At 64.1% G+C, this 25,073-nt stretch carries 24 protein-coding genes and 5 tRNA genes; 21 read left to right on the forward strand and 8 right to left on the reverse strand.

Features of this window, described 5'->3' with window-relative positions; all coding sequences use genetic code 11:
* The first annotated feature begins 73 nt into the window (after positions 1 to 73).
* From ihfB to C167_RS0121385, 7 genes are all read left to right on the forward strand, one after another.
* Positions 74 to 358, forward strand: coding sequence for an integration host factor subunit beta (gene ihfB / locus C167_RS0121355; protein WP_015478091.1), 285 nt, complete (start codon positions 74 to 76; stop codon positions 356 to 358).
* A 33-nt stretch (positions 359 to 391) separates the two neighbouring features.
* Positions 392 to 697 (forward strand): LapA family protein, encoded by a 306-nt coding sequence (locus tag C167_RS0121360; RefSeq protein WP_017520344.1) that lies wholly within the window; start codon positions 392 to 394, stop codon positions 695 to 697.
* Positions 690 to 1,841, forward strand: a complete 1,152-nt coding sequence (locus tag C167_RS0121365; protein WP_017520345.1) for a tetratricopeptide repeat protein — start codon at positions 690 to 692, stop codon at positions 1,839 to 1,841. The genes C167_RS0121360 and C167_RS0121365 overlap by 8 nt, the downstream gene beginning before the upstream one ends.
* A gap of 55 nt (positions 1,842 to 1,896) precedes the next feature.
* Positions 1,897 to 2,859: a UDP-glucose 4-epimerase family protein gene (locus C167_RS0121370; RefSeq protein WP_017520346.1), complete on the forward strand. Its 963-nt coding sequence runs from the start codon at positions 1,897 to 1,899 to the stop codon at positions 2,857 to 2,859.
* Positions 2,856 to 3,881, forward strand: coding sequence for an MraY family glycosyltransferase (locus C167_RS0121375; protein ID WP_017520347.1), 1,026 nt, complete (start codon positions 2,856 to 2,858; stop codon positions 3,879 to 3,881). The genes C167_RS0121370 and C167_RS0121375 overlap by 4 nt, the downstream gene beginning before the upstream one ends.
* A 68-nt stretch (positions 3,882 to 3,949) precedes the next feature.
* On the forward strand, positions 3,950 to 5,938 hold the full coding sequence (locus C167_RS0121380) for a polysaccharide biosynthesis protein (protein WP_037006284.1): 1,989 nt from the start codon (positions 3,950 to 3,952) through the stop codon (positions 5,936 to 5,938).
* Between the two features lie 194 nt (positions 5,939 to 6,132).
* Positions 6,133 to 6,480 (forward strand): ComEA family DNA-binding protein, encoded by a 348-nt coding sequence (locus tag C167_RS0121385; protein WP_017520349.1) that lies wholly within the window; start codon positions 6,133 to 6,135, stop codon positions 6,478 to 6,480.
* Between the two features lie 94 nt (positions 6,481 to 6,574).
* On the opposite strand, the gene C167_RS0121390 is transcribed toward C167_RS0121385, so the two are convergent.
* Positions 6,575 to 6,650 (reverse strand) — tRNA-Asn (locus C167_RS0121390).
* Positions 6,651 to 6,719: 69 nt separating this feature from the next.
* Complete coding sequence (locus C167_RS0121395; protein ID WP_017520350.1) at positions 6,720 to 7,916, reverse strand: amino acid aminotransferase; 1,197 nt, start codon at positions 7,914 to 7,916, stop codon at positions 6,720 to 6,722.
* A gap of 184 nt (positions 7,917 to 8,100) precedes the next feature.
* Between C167_RS0121395 and uvrB the strand changes: the two genes are divergently transcribed.
* A complete protein-coding gene (uvrB, locus tag C167_RS0121400) occupies positions 8,101 to 10,116 on the forward strand; it encodes an excinuclease ABC subunit UvrB (protein WP_017520351.1) in 2,016 nt (671 codons plus the stop codon).
* Positions 10,117 to 10,298: 182 nt separating this feature from the next.
* On the opposite strand, the gene C167_RS0121405 is transcribed toward uvrB, so the two are convergent.
* A complete protein-coding gene (locus tag C167_RS0121405) occupies positions 10,299 to 11,798 on the reverse strand; it encodes an MDR family MFS transporter (RefSeq protein ID WP_085988858.1) in 1,500 nt (499 codons plus the stop codon).
* A gap of 49 nt (positions 11,799 to 11,847) precedes the next feature.
* Positions 11,848 to 12,882, reverse strand: a complete 1,035-nt coding sequence (locus C167_RS0121410) for an HlyD family secretion protein (protein ID WP_017520353.1) — start codon at positions 12,880 to 12,882, stop codon at positions 11,848 to 11,850.
* Positions 12,883 to 12,991: 109 nt separating this feature from the next.
* On the opposite strand from C167_RS0121410, the gene C167_RS0121415 reads away from it, so the two are divergent.
* The 11 genes from C167_RS0121415 to C167_RS0121465 all read left to right on the forward strand — a co-directional run bounded on the left by C167_RS0121415 (position 12,992) and on the right by C167_RS0121465 (position 20,063).
* A complete protein-coding gene (locus C167_RS0121415) occupies positions 12,992 to 13,912 on the forward strand; it encodes a LysR family transcriptional regulator (RefSeq protein ID WP_017520354.1) in 921 nt (306 codons plus the stop codon).
* Between the two features lie 61 nt (positions 13,913 to 13,973).
* Positions 13,974 to 15,458, forward strand: coding sequence for a glutamate--tRNA ligase (gene gltX, locus C167_RS0121420; RefSeq protein ID WP_017520355.1), 1,485 nt, complete (start codon positions 13,974 to 13,976; stop codon positions 15,456 to 15,458).
* A gap of 281 nt (positions 15,459 to 15,739) precedes the next feature.
* A tRNA-Ala gene (locus tag C167_RS0121425) sits at positions 15,740 to 15,815 on the forward strand.
* A 52-nt stretch (positions 15,816 to 15,867) separates the two neighbouring features.
* A tRNA-Glu gene (locus C167_RS0121430) sits at positions 15,868 to 15,943 on the forward strand.
* A gap of 44 nt (positions 15,944 to 15,987) precedes the next feature.
* Positions 15,988 to 16,063: transfer RNA gene (locus C167_RS0121435), tRNA-Ala, on the forward strand.
* 58 nt (positions 16,064 to 16,121) lie between these two features.
* Positions 16,122 to 16,197, forward strand: a tRNA-Glu gene (locus tag C167_RS0121440).
* Positions 16,198 to 16,365: 168 nt separating this feature from the next.
* Complete coding sequence (locus C167_RS0121445; protein WP_017520356.1) at positions 16,366 to 16,905, forward strand: TetR/AcrR family transcriptional regulator; 540 nt, start codon at positions 16,366 to 16,368, stop codon at positions 16,903 to 16,905.
* A 13-nt stretch (positions 16,906 to 16,918) separates the two neighbouring features.
* On the forward strand, positions 16,919 to 17,758 hold the full coding sequence (locus tag C167_RS0121450; RefSeq protein WP_017520357.1) for an alpha/beta fold hydrolase: 840 nt from the start codon (positions 16,919 to 16,921) through the stop codon (positions 17,756 to 17,758).
* Between the two features lie 166 nt (positions 17,759 to 17,924).
* Positions 17,925 to 18,575: a bifunctional 4-hydroxy-2-oxoglutarate aldolase/2-dehydro-3-deoxy-phosphogluconate aldolase gene (locus C167_RS0121455; RefSeq protein WP_017520358.1), complete on the forward strand. Its 651-nt coding sequence runs from the start codon at positions 17,925 to 17,927 to the stop codon at positions 18,573 to 18,575.
* The gene (locus C167_RS0121460) at positions 18,572 to 19,027 is read left to right on the forward strand and encodes an acyl-CoA thioesterase (protein WP_017520359.1); all 456 of its coding nucleotides are present in this window, start codon (positions 18,572 to 18,574) and stop codon (positions 19,025 to 19,027) included. The genes C167_RS0121455 and C167_RS0121460 overlap by 4 nt, the downstream gene beginning before the upstream one ends.
* 76 nt (positions 19,028 to 19,103) lie before the next feature.
* Complete coding sequence (locus C167_RS0121465) at positions 19,104 to 20,063, forward strand: tRNA dihydrouridine synthase (protein WP_017520360.1); 960 nt, start codon at positions 19,104 to 19,106, stop codon at positions 20,061 to 20,063.
* Positions 20,064 to 20,274: 211 nt separating this feature from the next.
* On the opposite strand, the gene C167_RS0121470 is transcribed toward C167_RS0121465, so the two are convergent.
* A complete protein-coding gene (locus tag C167_RS0121470) occupies positions 20,275 to 21,021 on the reverse strand; it encodes an SDR family oxidoreductase (RefSeq protein ID WP_017520361.1) in 747 nt (248 codons plus the stop codon).
* Positions 21,022 to 21,168: 147 nt separating this feature from the next.
* On the opposite strand from C167_RS0121470, the gene C167_RS0121475 reads away from it, so the two are divergent.
* Positions 21,169 to 21,615, forward strand: a complete 447-nt coding sequence (locus C167_RS0121475; protein WP_017520362.1) for an Hsp20 family protein — start codon at positions 21,169 to 21,171, stop codon at positions 21,613 to 21,615.
* Between the two features lie 84 nt (positions 21,616 to 21,699).
* On the opposite strand, the gene C167_RS0121480 is transcribed toward C167_RS0121475, so the two are convergent.
* The 3 genes from C167_RS0121480 to C167_RS0121490 are packed head-to-tail and all read right to left on the reverse strand — an operon-like array spanning position 21,700 to position 24,332.
* Positions 21,700 to 22,767, reverse strand: coding sequence for a hypothetical protein (locus tag C167_RS0121480; RefSeq protein ID WP_017520363.1), 1,068 nt, complete (start codon positions 22,765 to 22,767; stop codon positions 21,700 to 21,702).
* Positions 22,768 to 22,825: 58 nt separating this feature from the next.
* Entirely contained in the window at positions 22,826 to 23,200 is a 375-nt protein-coding gene (locus C167_RS0121485; protein WP_017520364.1) for a RidA family protein, read from the reverse strand.
* A 19-nt stretch (positions 23,201 to 23,219) separates the two neighbouring features.
* Entirely contained in the window at positions 23,220 to 24,332 is a 1,113-nt protein-coding gene (locus tag C167_RS0121490) for an NAD(P)/FAD-dependent oxidoreductase (RefSeq protein ID WP_017520365.1), read from the reverse strand.
* A 111-nt stretch (positions 24,333 to 24,443) separates the two neighbouring features.
* On the opposite strand from C167_RS0121490, the gene C167_RS0121495 reads away from it, so the two are divergent.
* Positions 24,444 to 25,067 carry a helix-turn-helix domain-containing protein gene (locus C167_RS0121495; protein ID WP_017520366.1) on the forward strand — a complete coding sequence of 208 codons (624 nt, stop codon included), beginning with the start codon at positions 24,444 to 24,446 and terminating at the stop codon, positions 25,065 to 25,067.
* The last annotated feature ends 6 nt before the right edge of the window (positions 25,068 to 25,073 follow it).

Consider the following 25,073-nt stretch of genomic DNA (forward strand, 5'->3'; position numbering starts at 1 on the left):
GCTGTTCAAAGCATGACCAGCATGCTAAAAGAACCTGGAGCTGATCTAGCCGCTTGAAAAAGAAGGGAAAACCATGACCAAGTCGGAGTTGATCGAGAGAATCGTCACCCATCAGGGGCAGCTTTCCGCAAAGGATGTGGAGCTGGCGATCAAGACCATGCTTGAGCAAATGTCCCAGGCTCTGGCCACTGGGGATCGCATCGAAATCCGGGGTTTCGGTAGCTTCTCGCTGCATTACCGTGCGCCGCGCACCGGCCGTAATCCGAAAACTGGCGAGTCCGTGCGCCTGGATGGCAAGTTCGTCCCGCACTTCAAGCCTGGCAAGGAACTGCGCGACCGCGTCAACGAGCCCGAGTGATCCCGGGATATCCGTCTTCAAGAAGGAGTGTCCATGCTTCGGGCAAAACGTTTCCTGCTGATTCTGGCGCTGGCCATCCTGGCCGTCGCCGTTGTGGTTTTCGTCCTGGAAAACCTGCAATCCGTACAGCTGACCTTCCTCGGCTGGCAGTCGCCGCAGTGGCCGCTGGTCGTCTTCATTTCCCTTGCCTTTATCCTCGGCGGCGTGATCGGCCTGCTGCTGAGCATTCCTTTCCGTGCCAAGGCGCATGTCCGTATGACCGGTCTGCGCTCGGAGGTCACCCGTTTCCGCAAGGAGAATGACGCGCTGCGTGAAAAGTCGCTGACGGGCCATGCCTAGCGTCATCGCCACGCTGTTCTTTTTCTGCGCCCTGGCCATCGGCTGGTGGATGGGGCGTCGCTCTCTTTCCCGGCCGGATGCGCCTGCGCCGGAGAAGCTTCGGGCTCGCGTGCACAGCATGCACAATCTGCTGGAGCGGCATTCCGACGACGCACTGGAGAGCCTTTCCCAGGGCCTGGTCGTCACTCCGGAAACCCTCGAAAGCCACCTCCATGTCGGCAACCTGTTCCGGCGCCGGGGCGATATCGAAAAAGCCATCCATATCCACCAGGATCTTCTGGGCCGTGCCGGTGAGGATGGGGCGCTGGTTGCCCAGGTGCGCCTGGAGTTGGCACGCGACTATATCGCTGGTGGCCTGCTGGGCAGCGCCGAGGAGTTGCTCGACGAGCTGACGCAGCAGCGTGACGAGCCCATTTCCCTGGAAGCGCTGGATGAGCAGCGCCTCATCTGTGAACGCGAGAAGAGCTGGTCGCGCGCCATCGAGTTGGCTGCCCGGCTGGTGCCGAGCCGGCCCGAACTGAGCGCTGCGCTGGCCAACTATTACTGTGAGCTGGCGCTGGAAAAGGGCAGGAGCGGTGATCGCAGTGCCATGCAGGAATTGCTGCGCGAGGCGCGTCGCGTCGACAAGCGCTGCGTGCGCGCCCTGCTGATGCGGCTGGACTGCGAGCTGTGGCGCAAGGATTCGGCGGCAGCCGTTGCCACCATCGGCGAGCTCGCCCGCGATGCCAAGGCTTTCCTGGGGGAGGTCGTGCCTCTGCTGCGTCGTTACGATGGCCTTGCCCGGCCTGAAGTGCTGGTTTGCCTGCGTGAGCTGGCCAAAGGAGAAGAGGTGCCTCCGGCCATCCTCGCCATGCTGGCGGAAAGCGAGAAGCCGGAGCGCACGTCGTCCTGGCGTGAGGCCTTGCTGGAGCGTGTGGCACGCCATCCTTCCTGGCAGGGCGTCGGCGAGTACCTTGAAGTGGTCGAAAACGATGCGGAAAAAGACTCGGCTACAGGAAAAATCGCTCCAATAATCATCGGGTTGTATAAGACAATGCCGCGCTATCGATGCGGCAAGTGCGGCTTCGCTGGCCGTGAACTGCACTGGCAGTGCCCTAGCTGCCACGCCTGGAATGCACTGCGGCCGGTCATTTCGCCGCTCTGACGCGCACGCTCAAACATGGAAGACGCCGCTGGCGTCAGGTTCTGCAGGTACTGGATTGAAGGTTCTACTCACGGGCGCGACCGGTTTTGTCGGCCAGGGCGTGCTGGCGCGCTTGCGTCAGGAAAAGGATGTTCAGCTTCGCGTCGCCCTGCGCGGCGCTGCAACGCAATGCCTGGAGGGTGTCGAGGTGGCACTGATCGAAGGCTTGAGCGTGGCCCAGTCCTGGGCGCAGGCCCTGGATGACATTGACGTGGTAATCCATTGCGCTGCCCGCGTTCATGTCATGGACGAGCAGGCGGTCGACCCACTCGCCGAGTTTCGTGCGGTGAACGTCGAAGGGACTCGGCATCTGGCGCAGGAGGCCGCGGCGGCAGGAGTGCGGCGCTTCGTTTTCGTCAGCTCGATCAAGGTCAATGGTGAGGAGACCTCGCCGGGCCGTCCTTTTGCTGCCGACGCCGAGCCCAGACCGCAGGACCCTTACGGGCAGTCCAAGCTCGAAGCCGAGCAGGCATTATTCGAGATTGCCCGGCAGACCGGCTTGGAAGTGGTCGTGATACGTCCGCCGCTGGTCTATGGCCCGGGTGTGAAGGCCAATTTCGCCAGCCTGACGCGCGCCTTGCAGCGCCGCCTGCCGCTGCCGTTCGGCTCCATCGACAATCGCCGCAGCCTGGTAGCGCGAGACAATCTGGTGGATCTGCTGCTGCTTTGCACTCGTCATCCCGCGGCCGCCGGACAGGTTTTTCTGGTGAGCGACGGTGAGGATTTGTCGACGGCGCAGCTGTGCCGTGGTCTGAGCGAGGCGCTGGGCGTTCGTCCCCGATTGCTGCCGGTTCCGGCTGCGCTGCTGCGTCTGCTGGGGGCGCTGACGGGACGGAGCCAGCAGGTCCAGCGCCTGCTGGGCTCGCTGCAGGTGGATATTTCGGCTACGCGCGATCGACTGGGCTGGACGCCGCCGGTCACAATCGAGCAGGCGCTGCGGGAAGCCGCGATGGAGTTCGGACGGGAGCAGGGGCGATGAACATGGGCATTCTGCTGGCGGCCGTGTTCGTCGCGTCCTGCGCGATGACTGCCGGTGTGCGTCGCTACGCGCTGGCGCGCAGCATCATGGACATTCCCAATGCCCGTAGCTCGCACCGGATCCCGACGCCGCGCGGTGGCGGCGTTGCCATCGTCCTGGGCTTCCTGGGTAGCCTGCCGTTGGCAGCGGTGCTTGGGGCAGTGGATGGAAATAGCCTGGTGGCCCTGTTGCCGGCTGGCGCTCTGGTCGCAGCCATTGGTTTCCTCGACGATCACCGGCATATTCCGGCACGGTGGCGACTGCTGGGGCATTTTGTCGCTGCGCTCTGGCTACTGGGCTGGCTGGGCGGCGTGCCTGTGCTGCCGATGCCCTGGGGGGCGCTGGATCTGGGGTTGGTCGGCGATTTACTGGGGCTGGTGTTCCTGGTCTGGCTGCTCAATCTGTACAACTTCATGGATGGCATAGACGGGATTGCCGGCCTGGAAGCCATCAGTGTCTGCCTGGGCGGAGCCCTCTGTGCCTGGCTCGTCGGCGATTCGCAACTGGTGTGGCTGCCCTTGATCCTGGGCATGGCCGCGGCGGGGTTCCTGGTCTGGAATTTTCCGCCGGCGCGGATTTTCATGGGGGACGCCGGCAGCGGTTTCCTCGGGTTGATCCTTGGCGGGCTGGCGTTGCAGGCGGCATCGCTGTCGCCACCGCTCATCTGGAGCTGGCTGATCCTGCTCGGCGTGTTCGTGGTGGATGCGACCTTTACGCTGGCCCATCGCCTGATGCGCGGCGAACGTGTCTACGAAGCGCATCGCAGCCATGCCTACCAGCGTGCCTCCAGGCGCTACGGGAGCCACTTGCGGGTATCGCTGGCGGTGACGGCCCTCAACCTGCTGTGGCTCATGCCGCTGGCATTGCTGGTCGCGCTGGGCCATGTTTCGGGTTTGCTGGCGCTGTTTGTGGCCTATGCTCCCTTGGTGCTTGTCGTAGCTCATCTGGGCGCAGGTCGTCCGGATGACCAGGAAGTGAGCTGAACTCCGCCGAATCTGGTGGTCAATAGCGGGTGGACATTCCTCCCGCTCGGGATTAAGGACAAGCGCTGATGCTCCGAGAACGCCTGCTGAGGCTTCCGAGACGACATAAACGATTACTGCAGGTCGTCACTGACATCTGTTTGGTGTGGTTCGCGCTGTGGCTGGCTTTCATCGTGCGCCTGGGCACCGACGATCTCGAGTATCCGTTCCGTGTCCACGGCTGGCTGTTCGTGGCGGCGCCCGCGGTAGCGATTCCGCTGTTCATTCGCTTCGGCATGTACCGTGCGGTGATGCGCTACCTGGGCAATGACGCACTGATCGCTATCTGGAAAGCCGTCACGATATCCGCGCTGCTGCTTTCGCTGGTGGTGTACTGGAATCGCTCGGTGACCGAGGCGGTTCCCCGTTCGCTCGTGCTGAACTACTGGTGGCTCAGCCTGCTGATGATCGGCGGTCTGCGCCTGGCCATGCGTCAGTACTTCATGGGCGATTGGTACAGCACGGTCCAGGCGGTTCCTTTCCTCAAGCAGCAGGATGGCTTGCCCAAGGTCGCCGTCTATGGCGCGGGTTCTGCCGGTAACCAACTGGTGGCAGCGCTGCGCCTGGGACGCGCGATGCGTCCGGTGGCCTTCATCGATGACGACGATGAGATTGCCAATCGAGTTATCGCCGGCTTGCGCGTCTACAAGCCCAAGCATATTCAGCAGATGATCGACGAAACCGGCGTGCAGGAAGTGCTGCTGGCGATTCCGTCCGCCACCCGTGCCCGCCGTCGCGAGATTCTGGGCCTGCTGGAGCCTCATCCGGTACATGTGCGAAGTGTTCCTGGGTTCATCGAGCTGGCCAACGGCCGCGTGCGGGTGGACGACATTCAGGAGGTGGATATCGCCGACCTGCTCGGGCGCGACCCCGTCGAGCCACGCAAGGAGCTGTTCGAACACTGCATCCGTGGAGAAGTAGTGATGGTCACCGGCGCTGGCGGCTCCATCGGTTCGGAGCTGTGCCGGCAGATACTCGGCTCCGGGCCGACCGTGCTGGTGCTGTTCGAGCACAGCGAATACAACCTGTACCGGGTCCATCAGGAACTGGAAAGCCGCGTCAAGCGCGAGTCCCTCGCGGTACAGCTGGTGCCGATCCTGGGATCGGTGCGCAGCGCCGAGCGCCTGCTGGACGTCATGCGTACCTGGAAGGTCGCTACGGTTTATCACGCCGCCGCCTACAAGCACGTGCCTATCGTCGAGCACAACATTTCCGAGGGCGTGCTGAATAATGTGATGGGCACTCTGCACACCGCTCAGGTGGCAGTGCAGGCTGGTGTCGAGCACTTCGTGCTGATCTCCACCGACAAGGCGGTACGCCCGACCAATGTCATGGGCAGCACCAAGCGCCTGGCGGAAATGATCCTTCAGGCGCTGAGCCAGGAGTCGGCGCCGGTACTGTTCGGCGACAAGTCCGGCGTACACCAGGTCAACAAGACCCGGTTCACCATGGTCCGCTTTGGCAATGTGCTGGGGTCGTCCGGTTCGGTCATTCCCCTGTTTCGCGAGCAGATCAAGCGCGGCGGACCGGTCACCGTGACCCATCCGGGCATCACCCGATACTTCATGACCATTCCCGAGGCGGCTCAGCTGGTAATCCAGGCCGGCTCCATGGGGCGCGGCGGCGACGTCTTCGTGCTGGACATGGGGCAGCCGGTGAAGATTCTCGAACTGGCCGAGCGGATGATTCACCTTTCCGGCTTGAGCGTTCGCTCAGAGCGCGTGCCTCATGGGGACATCTCCATCGAGTTCAGCGGCCTGCGGCCCGGCGAGAAGCTCTACGAAGAGCTGCTGATCGGCGACAACGTCAGCGCGACTGAGCACCCGATGATCATGAAGGCCAACGAGGAGCTGATGCCCTGGGAGGGTTTCAAGCTGGTGCTGGCCGACCTGCTCAAGGCGGTGGACCAGGGCAACTACGCGCGGGTGCGGCAACTGCTGCGGGAGACCGTCAGCGGCTATTGTCCGGAAGGCGAAATTGTTGACCTGATCCACCAGCAGCGGCGCATGGAGCCCTGATCCAAGGCTCCTAGCAGACGTGGTGATCGCCGCGTCTGCGAGCATCGTCAGCCCTTTCCTGGCGATCTGTCGGCGGCGCCGGAAACTGCCGCCGACTCTCTAAACCAAGGTATTTACCCGCTTTCCTGGCGATATGTTCTTTCAGGCGGCGCAATCGCGCCTGCCCCGAAATCATTCACGCAAGGAAAAGACCCATGAGTAAGAAACTGCTTTCCATTGCCAGCATGATCCTGTTCGCCAGCCTCACCTTTGGAGGCCTCGTCCAGGCAGCCTCACCCGCACAGCCCGCTACCAGGCCGGCGGCCGAAGCGCCGGCTCCCGCTGCGAAGGCGCCTGTGTCCCAGGTGGAGGCGGTGAACATCAACACGGCGTCCGCCGAAGAACTGCAGAAGTCCTTGAAGGGCATTGGCAAGGTGAAGGCTCAGGCCATCGTCGACTACCGTACCAGCAACGGCCCGTTCACCACGGTTGATCAACTGCTGGAGGTGAAGGGCATCGGCAAGGGTACCCTGGACAAGAACCGCGACAGGATTTCGCTCTGAGTCTTCGCCTTATGGAATGAAAAAGCCGGTCGATGACCGGCTTCTTCGTTTCGCGACAAAAAAGCCCCCGGCATGTGCCGAGGGCTTTGAATTTTGGCTCCGCGACCTGGACTCGAACCAGGGACCCAATGATTAACAGTCATTTGCTCTACCGACTGAGCTATCGCGGAACAACGAGGCGTATCTTACTGATTAAAAAGGGGAAGTCAACATCGTGCCGATGACTTCCCCTGATTTTTTTACAGCACCTGGACGATGGCGCGGGTCACGGTGTCCAGGTTGCCGTTGTTCAGCGCGGCGACGCAGATGCGGCCGGTGCCGACGGCGTAGATGCCGAACTCGTTCTTCAGGCGTTCCACCTGTTCGGCGGTCAGGCCGGAGTAGGAGAACATGCCGCGCTGCTGGGCAACGAAGCCGAAATCACGCTTGGCGCCCAGGGCGGCCAGTTGCTCGACCATGGCCACGCGCATAGTGCGGATGCGGGTACGCATTTCGCCCAGCTCTTCTTCCCAGACCGCACGCAGTTCCGGGCTGTTCAGCACGGCGGCGACGACGCTGGCGCCGTGGGTCGGCGGGTTGGAGTAGTTGGTGCGGATCACGCGCTTGACCTGGGACAGGACGCGGGCGGATTCCTCGCGGCTGTCGGTCACCACCGACAGCGCGCCGACACGCTCACCGTACAGCGAGAACGACTTGGAGAAGGAGCTGGAAACGAAGAAGTTCAGACCCGACTTGGCGAACAGGCGTACAGCGAAGGCATCCTCATCGATGCCCTCACCAAAGCCCTGGTAGGCGATGTCGAGGAAGGGCACGTGGCCTTTGGCCTTGAGCACGTCCAGGACCTGCTTCCAATCCTCAAGGGTGAGGTCGACGCCGGTCGGGTTATGGCAACAAGCATGCAGTACGACGATCGACTGAGAAGGCAGCGCGTTCAGGTCTTCCAGCAGGCCGGCACGGTTTACACCGTTGGTGGCGGCGTCGTAGTAGCGGTAGTTCTGCACCGGGAAGCCGGCGGACTCGAACAGGGCGCGGTGGTTCTCCCAGCTCGGGTCGCTGATGGCGACGGTCGCGTTGGGCAGCAGGCGCTTGAGGAAGTCGGCGCCGGTCTTCAGCGCGCCGGTACCGCCGACGGCTTGGGTGGTGACCACGCGGCCTTCGGCCAGCAGCTCGGAATCAGCGCCGAACAGCAGCTTCTGCACGCCCGAGTCGTAGGCGGCGATGCCTTCGATCGGCAGGTAGCCGCGCGGAGCGTGGGCCTCGATGCGGGCTTTCTCCGCGGCCTGGACGGCGCGCAGCAACGGGAGACGGCCTTCCTCGTTGTAGTACACGCCCACGCCCAGATTGATCTTGTCCGGGCGGGTATCGGCGTTGAAAGCTTCGTTCAGGCCCAGGATCGGGTCGCGGGGGGCCATTTCGACAGCGGAGAACAGACTCATGTTGGCAGCAGCTCTAAGGCGGGAGTGAAGTGCAATTGCAACCCACCCGCTCACGGCGCTGGGGGTTGCGTCGACGGGCCGGTATTATATAGGCCTCTACGGCAGGCGGCGAGTTGTCGCGCATGCTTTTCGACTGGTATGACGCTTTGGCGACCGAAGCGTCACACGCAAAAGCGAGGTTCCCATGTCGATTTTTCAACTGGATTCGCGATTCAAGCCTGCTGGCGACCAGCCCGAAGCCATCAGACAGATGGTCGAGGGGCTGGAGGCAGGCCTGTCGCACCAGACGCTGTTGGGGGTGACCGGCTCCGGCAAGACCTTCAGCATCGCCAACGTCATTTCCCAGGTTCAGCGCCCGACCATGGTGCTGGCGCCGAACAAGACGCTGGCCGCGCAGCTCTACGGCGAGTTCAAGACCTTCTTCCCCAACAACGCCGTCGAGTACTTCGTCTCCTACTACGACTACTACCAGCCCGAGGCCTATGTGCCGTCCTCGGACACCTACATCGAGAAGGATTCGTCGATCAACGACCACATCGAGCAGATGCGGCTGTCGGCGACCAAGGCGCTGCTGGAGCGCAAGGACGCCATCATCGTCTGCACCGTGTCGTCGATCTACGGCCTGGGGGATCCCGCGTCCTACCTGAAGATGGTCCTGCACCTGGACCGCGGCGACAAGATGGACCAACGCGAGCTGCTGCGCCGCCTGACCAGCCTGCAGTACACCCGCAACGACATGGACTTCGCCCGTGCGACCTTCCGCGTGCGCGGCGACGTGATCGATATCTTCCCGGCGGAATCGGACCTGGAGGCGATCCGCGTCGAACTGTTCGACGACGAAGTGGAGAACATCGCCGCGTTCGATCCGCTGACTGGCGAAGTGCTGACCAAGCTGCCGCGCTTCACCTTCTACCCCAAGAGCCACTACGTCACCCCGCGGGAGACGCTGCTGGAGGCGGTGGAGCAGATCAAGGAAGAGCTGAAGGTGCGCCTGGACTACCTGCGCACCAACAACAAGCTGGTGGAGGCGCAGCGCCTGGAGCAGCGCACCCGTTTCGACCTGGAGATGATCCTCGAGCTGGGCTACTGCAACGGCATCGAGAACTACTCGCGCTACCTCTCCGGGCGCGGTCCCGGCGAGCCGCCGCCAACCCTCTACGACTACCTGCCGGACAACGCCCTGCTGGTGATCGACGAGTCCCACGTCAGCGTTCCCCAGGTTGGCGCCATGTACAAGGGCGACCGCTCGCGCAAGGAAACCCTGGTGGAGTACGGCTTCCGCCTGCCCTCGGCGCTGGACAACCGCCCGCTGCGTTTCGAGGAGTGGGAGGCGATCAGCCCGCAGACCATCTTCGTCTCGGCGACGCCCGGGCCCTATGAGGACCAGCACGCCGGCCGGGTGATCGAGCAGGTGGTGCGGCCCACCGGCCTGGTCGACCCGGAAGTGGAGATCCGCCCGGCAACGACCCAGGTGGACGACCTGCTCTCGGAAATCAACCGTCGCGTTGCCCAGGACCAGCGCGTGCTGGTCACCACCCTGACCAAGCGCATGGCCGAGGACCTCACCGACTACCTGGGCGACCACGATGTGCGCGTGCGCTACCTGCACTCGGACATCGACACCGTGGAGCGGGTGGAAATCATCCGCGACCTGCGTCTGGGCAAGTTCGACGTGCTGGTGGGCATCAACCTGCTGCGCGAGGGCCTGGACATGCCGGAAGTGGCGCTGGTGGCGATCCTCGATGCGGATAAGGAAGGCTTCCTGCGTTCCGAGCGCTCGCTGATCCAGACCATCGGCCGCGCCGCGCGCAACCTGCACGGCAAGGCGATTCTCTATGCCGACAGCATCACCGGCTCGATGCAGCGGGCGATCAACGAGACCGAGCGGCGCCGCACCAAGCAGCTGGAGTTCAACGCCAAGCACGGCATCGTGCCCAAGGGCGTGAAGAAGGACATCAAGGACATCCTCGAAGGTGCCGTGGTGCCGGGCGCCAAGGGCAAGCGGCGCAGCCTGGCGAAGGTGGCGGAGGAGAGCGGCAAGTACGAGAACGAACTGCGCACGCCGGATGAGATCGGCAAGCGCATCAAGCAGCTCGAGGAGCGCATGTACCAGTTGGCCCGCGACCTGGAGTTCGAGGCCGCGGCCGGCGTGCGCGACGAGATCGGCAAGTTGCGCGACCGCATTGTGGCAATGGGGTGACGAGCTGAGGAGTGCCCTCTCCCTAACCCTCTCCCTGAAGGGAGAGGGGACCGTTTGGCGCAGATTGATACCACGGCATCAGCCGGCATGGGCAACTCCCTCTCCCTTCAGGGAGAGGGCGGGGGAGAGGGGCTTTGTGGTGGCGTGGCAGAAGACTTCGCTCGCAAGTGAGTCTCCTGCTCTCAGTGCGCCCCGGCTCCCGCGCCTGCGCCCATGCCTGCCGGCAGCGGGCGCGTCAGCAGCACCGCCACCATGCTCACCGCCAGCACGATGCCGATGGCATGGAAGGCGTCGTTGTAAGCCATGATCGCCGCCTGCTGATGGACGATCTCGCTGATCTTGCCCAGCGCCGCCTGCTGCGTGCCCAGTTGCGAGGTCAGCTGCGCCAGGCGCTCGTCCACTGCACCATTGACTGGCACCACCGCTTCGCGCAGGTAGTCGTAATAGACCTTGGCGCGGCTATCCAGCAGGGTTGCCAGGAGCGCGATGCCGATCGCGCCGCCTAGATTGCGCAGGATGTTGAACAGGCTGGAGGCCGATCCCGCGTCCTGCGGCTGCAGGTAGACGGTGGCGATCAGCGAGATGGTGACCATCACCATCGGCTGGCCGAGGGCGCGCAGCAGCTGGATCTGGTTGAACTGCGGGCCGGCGAAGTCCGGGTTGAGCACGCCGGAGAAGAAGCTCGCCATGCCGAACAGGCCAAAGCCCAGGGCGCAGAGCAGGCGCGGCTCGATGATCTTCATCAGCTTGGGAATCAGCGGAATGAGGAACAGTTGCGGTACGCCCATCCACATGATCACCTCGCCGATCTGCATGGCGTTGTAGCCCTGGATCTGCGCCAGATACAGCGGCAGCACGTAGATCGAACCGTACAGCCCCATGCCCAGGCCGATGCTGGAAATGCTCGAGAGGCCGAAGTTGCGGTTGCGCAGAATGCCCAGGTTGATCAGCGGATTCGGCCGCGAGGTCTGCAGGATCACGAAGAGGATCAGGCTGACCAGGGCGATGCTGCCCAGGCTGACGATCAGGTTCGATTCCAGCCAGTCCTTGCGATGGCCTTCCTCCAGGAACACCTGCAGGCAGCCCAGGCCGATGGCCATGGTGACGATGCCGGCGTAGTCGGTGCTTTTCAGCAGTTCCCAGTGCGCCGGTTTCTTCTCCAGGCCATACAGCAGGCCGGCGATCATCAGCAGCCCCGGCGGAATGTTGATGTAGAAGATGTATTCCCAGCCGAAGTTCTCCGTCAGCCAGCCGCCCAGGGTCGGGCCGATGGAGGGCGCGAAGGTGGCGGTGATGGCGAACAGCGCCATGCCTTTGGGACGGTGGTGTTCCGGCAGCTTGATCAGCGCCAGGGTGAAGGCGAGGGGAATCAGCGCGCCGCCGGTGAAGCCCTGCATGGCGCGGAACACGATCATGCTCTCCAGGTTCCAGGCGAACGAGCAGAGCAGCGAGGAGAACAGGAAGCCGACGGAGATCATCCAGGCCAGGCGGCGCGCGGAGAGCAGCTGCACCAGCCAGGCCGTGAGCGGGATCATGATGATCTCGGCCACCAGGTAGGAGGTGGAGATCCACGAGCCTTCTTCCAGGGTGGCGGCCAGCGCGCCCTGGATGTCCTTGAGCGAAGAGTTGGTGATCTGGATATCGAGCACCGCCATGAACGCACCGAGCATGGCGCTGAACACGGCGATCCAGTCGCGGCGGGTCGGTTCGCCGACCGGCCGGATCAGTTGGTCACCGGCCACCCAGCTCGACCTCTGCCTCGACGGACATGCCGGGGCGGATCAGGCCCTTGAGCGGGTTGTCATCGGCGAAGGTGATCTTGACCGGAATGCGCTGCACCACCTTGGTGAAATTGCCGGTGGCGTTGTCCGGCGGCAGCAGGCTGAACTGCGCACCGGAGGCGGCGAACAGGCTCTGCACTTCGCCGTCGATGGGGGTGTCGGGGAAGGAGTCGAATACCAGGCGCGCCTTCTGCCCCGGGCGCATCTGGCCGATCTGGGTTTCCTTGAAGTTGGCCTGGACCCAGATGCCGTCGTCCGGCACCAGCGACAGCAGTTGGCTGCCCACCTGCACGTACTGGCCGACGCGGGCGCCGCGCTGGCCGACCAGGCCGCTGACCGGTGCGTGGATTTCCGTACGAGCGAGGTTGATCTCGGCCTGGGCGATGTCGGCGCGGGCGCTTTCGATCTGCGCCTGCAGGCGCTGCACATCGGTGGCAAGGGTTTCGCGCTGCACCCGCTGGGCCTGCAGGTCAGCCTGGGCCTTGGCTACCTGCGAGCGGGCGACGTTGGAGTCGGCGGCCAGGGTGGTCACGCGCTCCTCCGACACGTAGCCGGGCTTGCGCAGGGCCTGGGCGCGGCCGAGGTCGACTTCGGTGCGGCCGAGGGTGGCCTGGCTTGCATTCACATCGGCTGCGCTGGCGGCAATCATGCTGGTCTGGCCCTTGAGCTTGCTGCGCGCCTGCTCCAGTTCCGCCTCGCGGGTGGCCAGGGTGGCCTTGGCGCGGTCCAGGGCAAGCTGGAAGTCGGCGGCTTCGAGTTTCACCAGCAACTGGCCTTTCTCGACGTGCTGGTTGTCCTGCACCAGCACTTCGTCGACGCGGGCGCCGAGTTGGCTGGCGATGCGGGTGATCTCACCCTGCACGTAGGCGTTGTCGGTGCTCTCGACGAAGCGGCCGATGAAGTACCAGCGCGCCAGGAAGGCGAGGGCGACCACGGCAAGAAGGACGAAGAACACGGACAGGCGGCGTTTCAATTGTGCGGGCATAGGTAAACGAGCGTTTGGTTGGCCAAAAAATGTTTGCCAATGTAACAGTGTTCCGTGGCGGCACGTAGCCGCTACACTTCGGAAACTTTGTTGCTTATAGGGAACAATCATGGGGCTGGATGATGCGCTGATCTTCACCCGCGTCGTGGAGCTGCACAGTTTCACCCAGGCCGCCCAGAGCCTGGGGATGCAGAAGTCCACGGTGAGCCGGCGTATCGCCCTGCTTGAGGAGCGTCTGGGCGTGCGCCTGATCAACCGCACCACGCGCAAGCTGCGCCTGACCGAGGTGGGGCAGGCCTACTACGACCGCTGCCGGCAGATCATGCACGACTTCGCCGAGGCGGAGCAGGCGGTGATGCAGCTGCAGCAGGCGCCGTCGGGATTGTTGCGCATCAGCGCGCCCATCGAGTTCGGCCAGATGTACCTGGCCAAGGTGGTGGGCGATTTCATGAACCTCTATCCGCAGATCACCGCCGAGGTCGAGCTGACCTCGCGCAACGTCGATCCGCTGGAGGAGGGCGTGGACATCGTCATCATGGTCGGCCAACCCGAGGATTCCACGCTGATCGCCCGGCGCATGCTGACCACCAACCGCTGCCTGTGCGCCAGCCCGGACTACCTGGAGCTGCATGGCCGCCCGCAGACCGTCGAGGAACTGGCGGGCCACCGCGCCGTGCTGCTGCAGGCCGATTCCCAGCGCTACTGGCCGCTGCGCGGGGAAACCGTGCCGTGCCACCGGGTGCTGTCGTGCAACAACATCACCTTCGCCCGCGAAGCCGTGCTGGCCGGGGTGGGCATTGCCTCGCTGCCGGAGCTGATCGTCGACGAACAACTGGCCAGCGGCCGCCTGGTGCGCGTGTTGCCGCAGATCCAGCTGCCGGTGGGCGAGCTCTACGCCGTCTATCCATCGCGGCGCTTCCAGGCGATGAAAGTGAAGGCCTTCCTCGACTTCCTCATCCATAACCTGCCCATCGATCCCGGTCGCTGGCTGGAGCCGAAGGCGGCCCGCCTGATACCATCGCACCCATGAGCGCGCGCGCCGTCGCGCGCTGTCCGCTTCACACGAAGAATTGCTGCACACGAGAGCCTTCATGACCACAGTCCGCACCCGTATCGCGCCGTCTCCCACCGGCGACCCGCACGTCGGCACCGCGTATATCGCGTTGTTCAACCTCTGCTTCGCCCGCCAGCACGGCGGTCAGTTCATTCTGCGCATCGAGGACACCGACCAGGTGCGCTCGACCCGCGAATCGGAACAGCAGATCTTCGACGCGCTGCGCTGGCTGGGTATCGAGTGGGACGAGGGCCCGGACGTTGGCGGGCCGCACGGTCCGTACCGGCAGAGCGAGCGCGGCGCCATCTATAAGCAGTACAGCGACGAGTTGGTCGAGAAAGGCCATGCCTTTCCCTGCTTCTGCTCCGCCGAGCGCCTCGACGCGCTGCGCGCCGAGCAGCAGGCGCGCAAGGAAACCCCGCGCTATGACGGCCACTGCATGCACATCCCGAAAGAGGAGTCGGCCAAGCGCATCGCCGCCGGCGAATCCCACGTGGTGCGCATGAAGGTGCCGACCGAAGGCGTCTGCGTGGTGCCGGACATGCTCCGTGGCGACGTGGAAATCCCGTGGGACCGCATGGACATGCAGGTGCTGATGAAGGCCGACGGCCTGCCCACCTACTTCCTTGCCAACGTGGTGGACGACCACCTGATGGGCATCACTCACGTCCTGCGCGGCGAAGAGTGGCTGCCCTCGGCGCCCAAGCTGATCAAGCTGTACGAGTATTTCGGTTGGGAACAGCCGGTGCTCTGCTACATGCCGCTGCTGCGCAACCCGGACAAGAGCAAGCTGTCCAAGCGCAAGAACCCCACTTCGATCACCTTCTACGAGCGCATGGGCCTGCTGCCCCAGGCGCTGCTGAACTACCTCGGGCGCATGGGCTGGTCCATGCCTGACGAGCGCGAGAAGTTCAGCCTGGCGGAGATGATCGAGCATTTCGACCTGTCCCGCGTCTCGCTGGGTGGCCCGATCTTCGACATCGAGAAGCTCTCCTGGCTGAACGGCCAGTGGATTCGCGAACTGTCCGTCGAGGATTTCGCCAAGGAAGTGCAGAAGTGGGCGCTCAACCCCGAGTACCTGATGAAGATCGCCCCGCACGTGCAAGGCCGCGTGGAGAACTTCAGCCAGATCGCTCCGCTGGCCGGCTTCTTCTTCAGCGGCGGCGTGCAACTGGACGCCAAGTTGTTCGAGCACAAGAAGCTCGACGCCACCCAGGTGCGCCAGGTCCTGCAACTGGTGCTGTGGAAGCTTGAAGCACTGCGCCAGTGGGAAAAGGATCGCATCACCGCGACCATCCAGGCCGTAGCCGAACACCTGGGCCTCAAGCTGCGTGACGTGATGCCGCTGATGTTCCCGGCTATCACCGGCCAGGCCAGCTCGGTGTCGGTGCTCGACGCCATGGAAATCCTCGGCGCCGATCTGTCGCGCTATCGCCTGCGCCAGGCCCTGGAACTGCTGGGCGGTGCATCGAAGAAAGAAGCCAAGGAGTGGGAAAAGATTCGCGACGCCATCGGCTCGTGAGTTCTTTCCTACACTGAAAAAGGCCGGGCGCTGCGAAGCGTCCGGCTTTTTTCATACTGGCGACTGTGCTCGCGCCATCGCCGGAGGAGGGCGGGCGAGCCGCGGATTTCGCCGGGGGGAAACCGAGGCGGTCACATAAGTGATTGTTCTTTGGGAGAAAAAAATAAGAAATCTGAAAAAATGTTGTTGACAGGGGTTCGGCTCACCCCTAAGATGCGCCCCGTTCCAGCGACGAACTGAACTGACAGGGCGAAGCGGAACGGTAGATCCAGCGGTACTTTGGGGCTATAGCTCAGCTGGGAGAGCGCTTGCATGGCATGCAAGAGGTCGACGGTTCGATCCCGTCTAGCTCCACCAAATTACCAGTAAGCTTCGTTTGTCCGAACGGAGCCGAAATCGAAGGTTTTGCGTCCCCTTCGTCTAGTGGCCTAGGACACCGCCCTTTCACGGCGGTAACAGGGGTTCGAGTCCCCTAGGGGACGCCACTTATCCAGCGACGATGCGTTCGCGTCGTCAGCCAGAGTCATCTGGGGCTATAGCTCAGCTGGGAGAGCGCTTGCATGGCATGCAAGAGGTCGACGGTTCGATCCCGTCTAGCTCCACCAAATTCCCGCATGGGATGAAGCCAGAATCCACCGCCTGGTGGGTTTCTTCGAAGGATATGTCCCCTTCGTCTAGTGGCCTAGGACACCGCCCTTTCACGGCGGTAACAGGGGTTCGAGTCCCCTAGGGGACGCCATTTTTATCGCTCTGCGATGCCTATAGGGCCACTGAGAATTTCAGTGGCCCTTTTGTTTTTTCCCTTCCGAGAAAATTTCCTCCGACCAATGGTTGCAGTTTCCGCTTGCTGATTTTTATTATGAGAATAATATTCTACTCATAATATTTTCCGAGCCAGGAGTCAGCCATGAGCGACAAGAAAGCCCAGACCCGCGAACGCATCCTGTCTGCCGCCACCAGCGCACTGTTGCAGCACGGTCCGGTCAGCCCCAGCGTGGGCGAGGTGATGTCGGCGGCCGGGCTGACAGTGGGGGGCTTCTACTCGCACTTCGAGAGCAAGGACGCGCTGATGCTGGAGGCGTTCCGGCAACTGCTCGCCAAGCGTCGCGAAGGACTCAGGCGCTTCGATCCCCGGTTGAGCTTTGCCGAGCGACGGGCACTGACGGCGCAGTTCTACCTGTCGCGCAAGCACCGCGATACCGAGGAGGAGGGCTGCCCCATCCCCAGTTCGCTGAACGAGCTGGCCAACCTGCCGGAGGAGTTCCGTCAGACCCTGGAAGAGCACGTGGAACTGATGGTCGCGGCGCTGGCCGGCCGCCCCGAGGAAATCGACACCGTGCTCAGCGACATGGCCTTGATGATTGGTGGATTGGCGCTGGCCCGTGCCCTGGGCAATGGCGACCTGTCCGATCGCGTGCTGCGTGCCGCGAAGAAAGCGGTGATCTGAGGAGATACGGCAAATGAACAGTCTGAGCTGGGTACGAGGAATCAACGCCACCCTGGGCCGCGTCGCGCCGAAATGGGCGGCGCAGCGCATGCGTCAGCTGTTCGTGACGCCCAATGAATATGCCCCGCGTGACTGGGAGCTGCCGCTGTTGGCCAGCTCCGAACGCGTCACTCTGCGCTTCGGGTTGTCCGCGCTGCGCTGGGGAGAAGGCCCGGCCGTGCTGCTGATGCATGGCTGGGAAGGACGGCCTACACAGTTCGCCACGCTGATCGAGAGGCTGGTGGGTGCCGGATATGGTGTGATCGCCCTCGACGGGCCGGGGCATGGCCGTTCGCCCGGCCATGAAGCTGACATTGTGCTGTTCGCCCGCGCGCTGCTGGAAGCCTCCAGCGAGCTGCCTCCGCTACGCGCGGTGATAGGCCACTCCATGGGCGGCGCCAGCGCGCTGCTGGCGACCCAGATGGGGCTGCGCGCCGAAACGCTGGTGACCATTGGAGCGCCGAGCAACGTGCTCGGTGTGCTGCGCGGTTTCGCGAGGATGGTCGGCTTACCGCCCCAGGCCCGTTCGCGCTTCATTCGCCTGGTGGAGGCGCGCACCGGCATCGCCGCCAAGCAACTGGACGTCGCGCGTTATGAGCTGGATTTCCCTGGCCTGGTAGTACACGCCGAGGACGACAAGTACGTGCGCGTAGGCGAGGCCGCAGCCATCCATGAGGCTTGGCCGCGCAGTCGTCTGCTGCGCCTGAAAAGCGGTGGGCATCATCGCGTACTGGCAGATGCTGCGGTGACCGAGGCGATTCTGGAACTGTTGGAAGCGGTGGAGATGCCGCTTCCCTTGGCACTCGCTTCCTGAACCATTCACCAGCCTGATGACGGCGGCCGGAAGGCCGCCGTTTTCGTTGCATGTTGGTCGTGCGGGTCGTCAGGCCCGGCGCGCTGGCGTAGACTTTCGGGCATTTCCGGCTGCCCCGGCCTGGGCGCGAGGTCTTGCGTACGCGGGTGGCCGATTGGGGGAATGCATGAATCTGTCACTGGATTGGGTGCTGCAGCAGGCGCGCCCGGTCATGCCGGTGTTGGTGATCGATGACGTGGCGCTGGCCGGCGATCTGGCCCGCGCCCTGTTTGACGGTGGTGTGCGCGTGCTGGAAGTGACCCTTCGCACGCCACAGGCGCTCGATGCGGTGGCCGAAATCCGCCGCGAACTGCCGGAGATGACCGTCGGCGCGGGTACGCTGATCCACACCGAGCAGTTCCAGGAGGCCCGTGATGCCGGTGCGCAATTCGCCGTCAGCCCCGGCTGCACGCCGCGTCTGGTGGCGGCGGCGGAAGACGCGAAGATGCCGTTCCTGCCGGGAGTGATGACGCCCTCCGAAGTGCTGGTGGCGTTGGAATACGGTTATCGCTCGCTGAAGCTGTTCCCGGCCGACGGCAACGCTGCAATCAAGATGCTCAAGAGCCTCAAGGCCCCCTTCGCCGGCATCCGCTTCTGCCCGACTGGCGGCATCACCCAGGAAAACCTGCTCAACGTGCTGCGCCTGCCCAACGTCGCCTGTGTCGGCGGCACCTGGATCGCACCGCCCAGCCTGGTTCGTGCCCGCGCCTGGGACCAGATCACCCAACTGGCCGCCGAAGCGATCGCGCTGGCCGCAAGCCTGGAGCACGCGTCATGAGTTGGCACTTGCCCGACCCGTTCGTCATCGATATCGAAGTCAAGTCCGAGGACATCGACGGCCTCGGCCACGCCAACAACGCCGTCTACGTCAGCTGGCTGGAGCGCTGCGCCTGGCGCCACTCCCAGAGCCTGGGCTTGGACTTGGCCGAATACCGCCGGCTGGATCGCGCGATGGCAGTGGTGCGCCACGAGGTGGACTACCTGGCTGCGGCCTACGAGGGTGATGAGTTGCAGCTGGCGACCTGGATCGTCGAGTCCGACCAGCGCCTGAAGATGACCCGTCACTTCCAACTGGTGCGTCCGGCGGATGCGCTGACCCTGCTGCGCGCGCAGACCACCTTCGTCTGCATCGAGCTGTCCAGCGGCAAGCCCAAGCGTATGCCGGTGGAGTTCATCGAAGGTTACGGCCGCGCGCTGTTCTCTCCGGAAACCGTGGCCGCTGGCGCGTGATCCGTCGTGCCGCGCTTTTCCCGGCGCGGCGCATTGCCTACAATCCGCGGCCTTCGCCATAGCCCGAGATTCCCCCGTGCAGATCGCCCTGGCCCCGATGGAGGGGCTGGTAGATGACATCCTGCGCGATGTGCTGACCCGCGTCGGCGGCATCGACTGGTGCGTCACCGAATTCATCCGCATCAATGACCGGCTGCTGCCTCCGTCGTCCTTCCTCGCGCTCGCCCCGGAACTGGCCCATGGCAGCCGCACCCGTGCCGGCGTGCCGATGCGCGTGCAACTGCTCGGCTCGGACCCGCAACTGCTGGCGGAAAATGCGGTGCAGGCCTGCGAGTTGGGGGCTCCGGTGATCGACCTGAACTTCGGTTGCCCGGCCAAGACGGTGAACCGCTCCCGTGGCGGTGCCGTGCTGCTGAAGGAACCCGAGTTGATGTTCAGCATCATCGAGGCCGTACGTCGCGCGGTGCCCGCACATATTCCCGTGACCTCGAAGATGCGCCTGGGCTACGACAGCCCGGACGGCGCCATCGACTGTGCCCGCGCCCTGGCCGACGCCGGTTCCGCCCATGTCGTGGTGCATGCACGGACCAAGGCCGACGGCTACAAACCGCCGGCGCATTGGGAGTGGGTGGCGAAAGTGGCCGATGCAGTGAAGGTGCCGGTGTTCGCCAACGGAGAAGTCTGGACCCTCGAGGATTACCACCGTTGCCGCTCCATCAGCGGTGTGGCGGACATCATGCTCGGTCGCGGGCTGGTTTCCCGTCCGGACCTTGCCCGGCAGATCGCCGCCTGGCGCGATGGCCGCGATGTGGCGCCGATGCCCTGGTCGGAAGTGCGCGTGCTGCTCGACGATTTCTGGCGCCAGGCCCGGCGCAAGCTGGCGCCGCGTTATGCGCCGGGGCGGCTGAAGCAGTGGCTGGGGATGCTCACTCGCAGTTATCCCGAAGCCGTGGAACTGTTCGCCCAGGTGCGGCGCGAGAACGATTGCGAGGTTCTGGATCGGATGCTGCAGGTCGAGATCGACGTCGCTGCATAATTCCAGTTCGCTGGAGGAACGCTGAACCGCCCTCTCCCTGACGGGAGAGGGGCTCTGCGGAGTTGCCGGTCAACTCGGCGTTTCGCTTGATGCCGCTCAGTCCCCTCTCCCTTCAGGGAAAGGGTTAGGGAGAGGGGCTCTTCTTTGGCGCGTTGATTATGTTCGCGAGCAAGCGCGCTCCTACAAAATCGTGTTCCGTCACGCCGCCAAATCAGCGCCCGCCGCTGACGTCGACGAAACTGCCGGTGGAATAACTGGACTCGTCCGAGGCGAGGAACAGGATCGCTCGCGCCACTTCCTCTGCCTCACCGCCCCGGCCCAGGGGGATCGCCGATTGCAGGCGTTCCACGCGTCCCGGCTCGCCGCCGCTGGCGTGGATATCGGTTCTGATCAGCCCTGGCCGCACGGCATTCACGCGAATGCCTTCTGTTGCCACTTCCTTGGCCAGGCCGATGGTCAGGCTGTCTACCGCGCCCTTGGCCGCGGCGTAATCGACGTATTCGTTGGGCGAGCCCAGGCGCGAAGCCATGGACGAGACGTTGACGATGCTTCCGCCATTGCCGCCCTGCTTGCGCGCCATGCGCTTCACCGCCTCGCGGCAGCAGAGGAAGGTGCCGGTGACGTTCACTGCGAACACCCGCTGCAGGCGCGCCACGTCCATGTCTTCCAGACGCATCTGGCGTTCGAGGATGCCGGCATTGTTTACCAGCACGTCGAGGCGGCCGAAGGCCTCGTCCACTTCGCGGAACAGTCGCAGCACGTCGCCTTCATTCGCCACATCGGCGGCAAACGCGCGCGCCTTGCCGCCGGCCGCGGTGATCTGTGCGGCCAGCGCCTCGGCTGCTTCGCGCTCACGGCGATAGTTGATCGCAACGGCGAAGCCGCGCTCGGCGGCCAGTAATGCGGTGGCAGCGCCAATGCCGCGGCTGGCGCCGGTGATCAGCATGATCTTGTTCACGAGGAAATCCTTTTTTTGGAATCGGGCTTGAAACGGATTTGGCCGTCCCTATCTATGTCCCTGCGGGAAGCCGAAGACGGGTCCCGCACCGGAGTTCTGATCTCAGGCTCCAGATCATACCTTGCTGAAATATTCAGGAGATTCGCCATGAGCAACGTCCTTTCCCTCGCCCCGCTGTTCCGCCAGTCCGTCGGCTTCGATCGTTTCAACGATCTGTTCGAATCCGCCCTGCGCAGTGAAAGCGGCAGTTCCTACCCGCCCTACAACGTCGAAAAGCATGGTGACGACAGCTACCGCATCGTCATCGCCGCCGCCGGCCTGCAGGAGGAAGACCTGGAACTGCAAGTGGAGCGCGGCGTGCTGACCGTCAACGGCGGCAAGCGCGAAAAGGCTTCCGAGAGCGTCACCTACCTGCACCAGGGCATCGCCCAGCGCGCCTTCAAGCTGTCGTTCCGCCTCGCCGACCACATCGAGGTCCAGGGCGCATCGCTGAAGAACGGCCTGCTCAGTGTCGACCTGGTGCGCATCGTTCCGGAAGAAGCCAAGCCCAAGCGCATCGCCATCAACGGCCAGCAACCGGCCATCGAAGGCTGAGCCTCGCTTCGGCGATAGCCGAGCGATAGCCGCAAAGCAAAACGCCCGTCTCGCAAGAGACGGGCGTTTTCGTTCGGGCCTCGATCAGGCGTTCTGCTGGTCGCGCAGCGGCGCCGAGCGATTGCGCCACCAGGCGAAGACGATGGCCGCCATCAGTACGAAGCCCAGGTAACCCATGGCCGGGTAGACCAGGCCCACCAGCTTGACGAAACCGACCTGGCTGGCGACGAAGGCGAGTACTACCGCAACCACGGTCGCCATGCGGAAGGGCACGCCGTAGGCGGCGCACCGGGCAGCGAGGGTGTAGGCGAATCCGCTGGTGGTGCAGTACAGCTTCACCAGCAGCAGGGCGAGCATCACGTCACCGAACCAGGGCGCGATGTTGTTGCTCAGCAGCAGGGTGGGAATGGCGCTGCCGCCGATCACGTCGATCTGCACCAGCATCACCAGGGCCATCGCAAGGATCAGCACACCGACGCCGATGCCGCCGAGTACTCCACCCAGTGCCGCCGTGCGCAGGTTGGTCACGCTGCCGCCCATCACTACCACGGCGGCCGCAGTGGCGGCGACGTTGTAGGAGACATAGAGCAGCGCGCCGAGCAGCCAGTTGGGCGCCGGGTGCGGCACGGCCAGGGCGATCTGCTCCAGTTCCGCCAGTGGCTTTTGAATGTGCGTCAGCGCGTAGACGGCGATGATTGCCACAATGATCATCAGCACCGGGGTAATCAGGCTCATCAGCGTGATTACCCGCTTCAGGCCCAGGCACACGGTGATGATGGTCAGCACACCGAGGACGATGCCGCCGATCGAGTGGCCGATGCCCAGCTGCTGTTCGAAGGAGGAGTTGGCGCCGGCGAACATGACCACCATGGTGCCGAACAGGAAGAAGGTCAGCATCAGGTCGACGACGCGGCCCAGCGGCTTGCCACAGATGTACTCCATGGCTTCCTTGTGCGACTGGGTCTGCAGGCGGCTGCCGATCTGGTAGAGATTCATCAGCAGGAAGGCGAACAGCGCCAGTGCCACCGCTGCGCCGGCCAGGCCCATGACGCCGAAGCCGCCGAAGAACTGGAGGATCTCCTGGCCCGAGGCGAAGCCGACGCCCACCACCAGACCGATGTATGCGCCGCCGAGCTTGAGACTGGTTTTCATGATCGAGACTCTGTTGTTGTTATGAGAGCGGCCCCGCCCGCGGCGGAGCCGAAAAGGGTCACGCCTGGCCGACGTAGGCCTGGACTTCCACCTCGACGTCCACGCCCAGTGCCAGCGCCGAAGCGACGCAGGATCGCACCGGCAGGCCCTGTTCGAAGTAGCGCTTGTACACCTCGTTGAAGCCGGCGAAGTGCGTCATGTCCGACAGCCATACGGTGGCCTTCACCACCTGGGAGTAGTTGGCGCCGCAGGCCTCCAGGCTCTCGGCGATGCGGCTCATCACCGCTTCGGTCTGGGTCTGTATATCGCCCTTTACCACCTGGCCGTCCGCGGTCATCGGGATCTGCCCGGACAGGAACAGGAAGCCGCCGGCCTTCACGGCACGGGAGAAGGGGAAGGGGAGGGGGCTTGGGTAACGCTGGATATCGCTCATTCTAGGGTCTCCGGGAGGTTCAACGCAGGCGCGCCGGGATCAGGCGCTGGGGATCGACGCCCTCCTGGCGCAGGGGTTCGGGCAACGGCTGGCCGAGCAGCAGCGACTGGGCCAGACGCGATACGCCGTCGGCGGACTGGATGCCGTATCCGCCCTGGGCGGCCAGCCAGAAGAAAGCCGGGTTCTGCGCGTCCTGGCCGATCACCAGGTCGCCATCGGCGACGAACGAACGCAGCCCGGCCCAGCTATGCCTGGGTCGGCGGATCGCCAGGGTGGTGTGCTCTTCGATGTGGTACACGCCCAGGGCGATATCGAGCTCCTCGGGCTGCACATCCTGCGCTTCCACCGGATCGGCATTGGCGGGGGAGCCGAGCAACTGGCCGGCATCGGGCTTGAAGTAGAAGCTTTCGTCGATGCCGATCACCGCCGGCCACTGGCTGATATCCACGCCGTCGGGCGCCGGGAAGGTAAAGGCAGTGCGGCGGCAGGGCTGCAGGCCGACCGGGCGGATGCCGCAGCGCTCGGCCACGTGATCGGCCCAGGCGCCGGCGGCGTTGACCAGTTGCGCGGCCTGGACGGTTTCGCCCTGCCTGAGTTCGAGCGTCCACGCGTTATCCGTAAACTCAGCGGACAGCAGCTCGCGGTTGCAGCGCAATTCGCCGCCGCGCTGGCGCAGCGCACGCAGGTAGCCCTGATGCAGGGCGTGCACGTCGAGGTCGCGGGCATCCGGCTCGTAGAGTGCACCGATGATGGCGTCGGCGCGAAGGGCCGGGAGGAGTTCCAACGCCTGTTTGGTGCTGATGCGTTCGACGCCGGGGGTGGCTTCGGCCTGCTTGAGAAGCTCGACGTGCTCGGGGCCGCCGACGTACAGGCAGCCGCGCGGGGTGAGGATCGGGTGGTCGCTGAAGCCGGCCGGCGGATTCTCGTAGAAGGCGCGGCTGGCACGGGTCAGCGCCTGGATCTGCGGCGTGCCGTAGGCCTCCATGAACATGGCGGCCGAACGCCCGGTGGAGTGGTAGCCGGGCTGCTCCTCGCGCTCCAGTACCAGCACCTTGTGCGTCTCGCTCAGGCGGTAGGCGAGGGAGGCGCCGGCAATGCCGGCGCCGATGATGACGAAATCGAAATGGCTCACTGCAAGGGCCTTCTGCAGATTTTCTCGTATGTGAGAAATCTAAGATATGAGAATTTTTGCGACAAAGGCAAGGCCCGGTAAACTTTCGTCGGCCCCCTCACGAGAAGTCCCATGAGCGAAACCGCCCAAGCACTGCCCAAGCCCCAGCAGCTGGATCGAGACGAAGTCGGAGCGCGCCTGCGGGCGGTTCGCAAGCAGCAGAAGCTGACCCTGAAACAGCTCTCCGACCTGTCTGGCGTAGCGGTGTCCACCTTGTCGAAGATGGAACTGGCACAGGTCGCGGTGAGCTACGACAAGCTGGCCGCCGCCGCCCGCGCGCTGCAGGTGGATATCGCTCAGTTGTTCCGTCCGCTACCGCCCGTCGGCGGACTGATGGGATTGAAGACCTTCGTGAAGACCCGTGTCGATGAGACCGCCGGTTACGACACTGGCGGTTACGAGTACTACCCCATTGCTGGCGATTTCCCACATCGCAGCATGACGCCGCTGTACGCACGCATCTTCGCCCGAGAGGTGGGCGAGTTCGACGATTACGTCCGCCACCCCGGCCAGGAGTTCGCCATGGTAGTGTCCGGCCGCGTGCGCATTCAGTTCGAGACGGGCGAGTCAGTGTGCATCGGCCTGCGCGAAACGGCCTATTTCGACAGCAGCGTCGGCCACCTCTACCTCAACGACGGCGACGCCGACGAGGCGCAGGTGATGGTGGTGATGTCGGAGTTGCGGCCCGCCGAGTAGCGAGCC

The organism is Pseudomonas nitroreducens TX1, from assembly GCF_000313755.1.
In the GTDB taxonomy this organism is placed as follows: Bacteria; Pseudomonadota; Gammaproteobacteria; order Pseudomonadales; family Pseudomonadaceae; genus Pseudomonas; species Pseudomonas nitroreducens_A.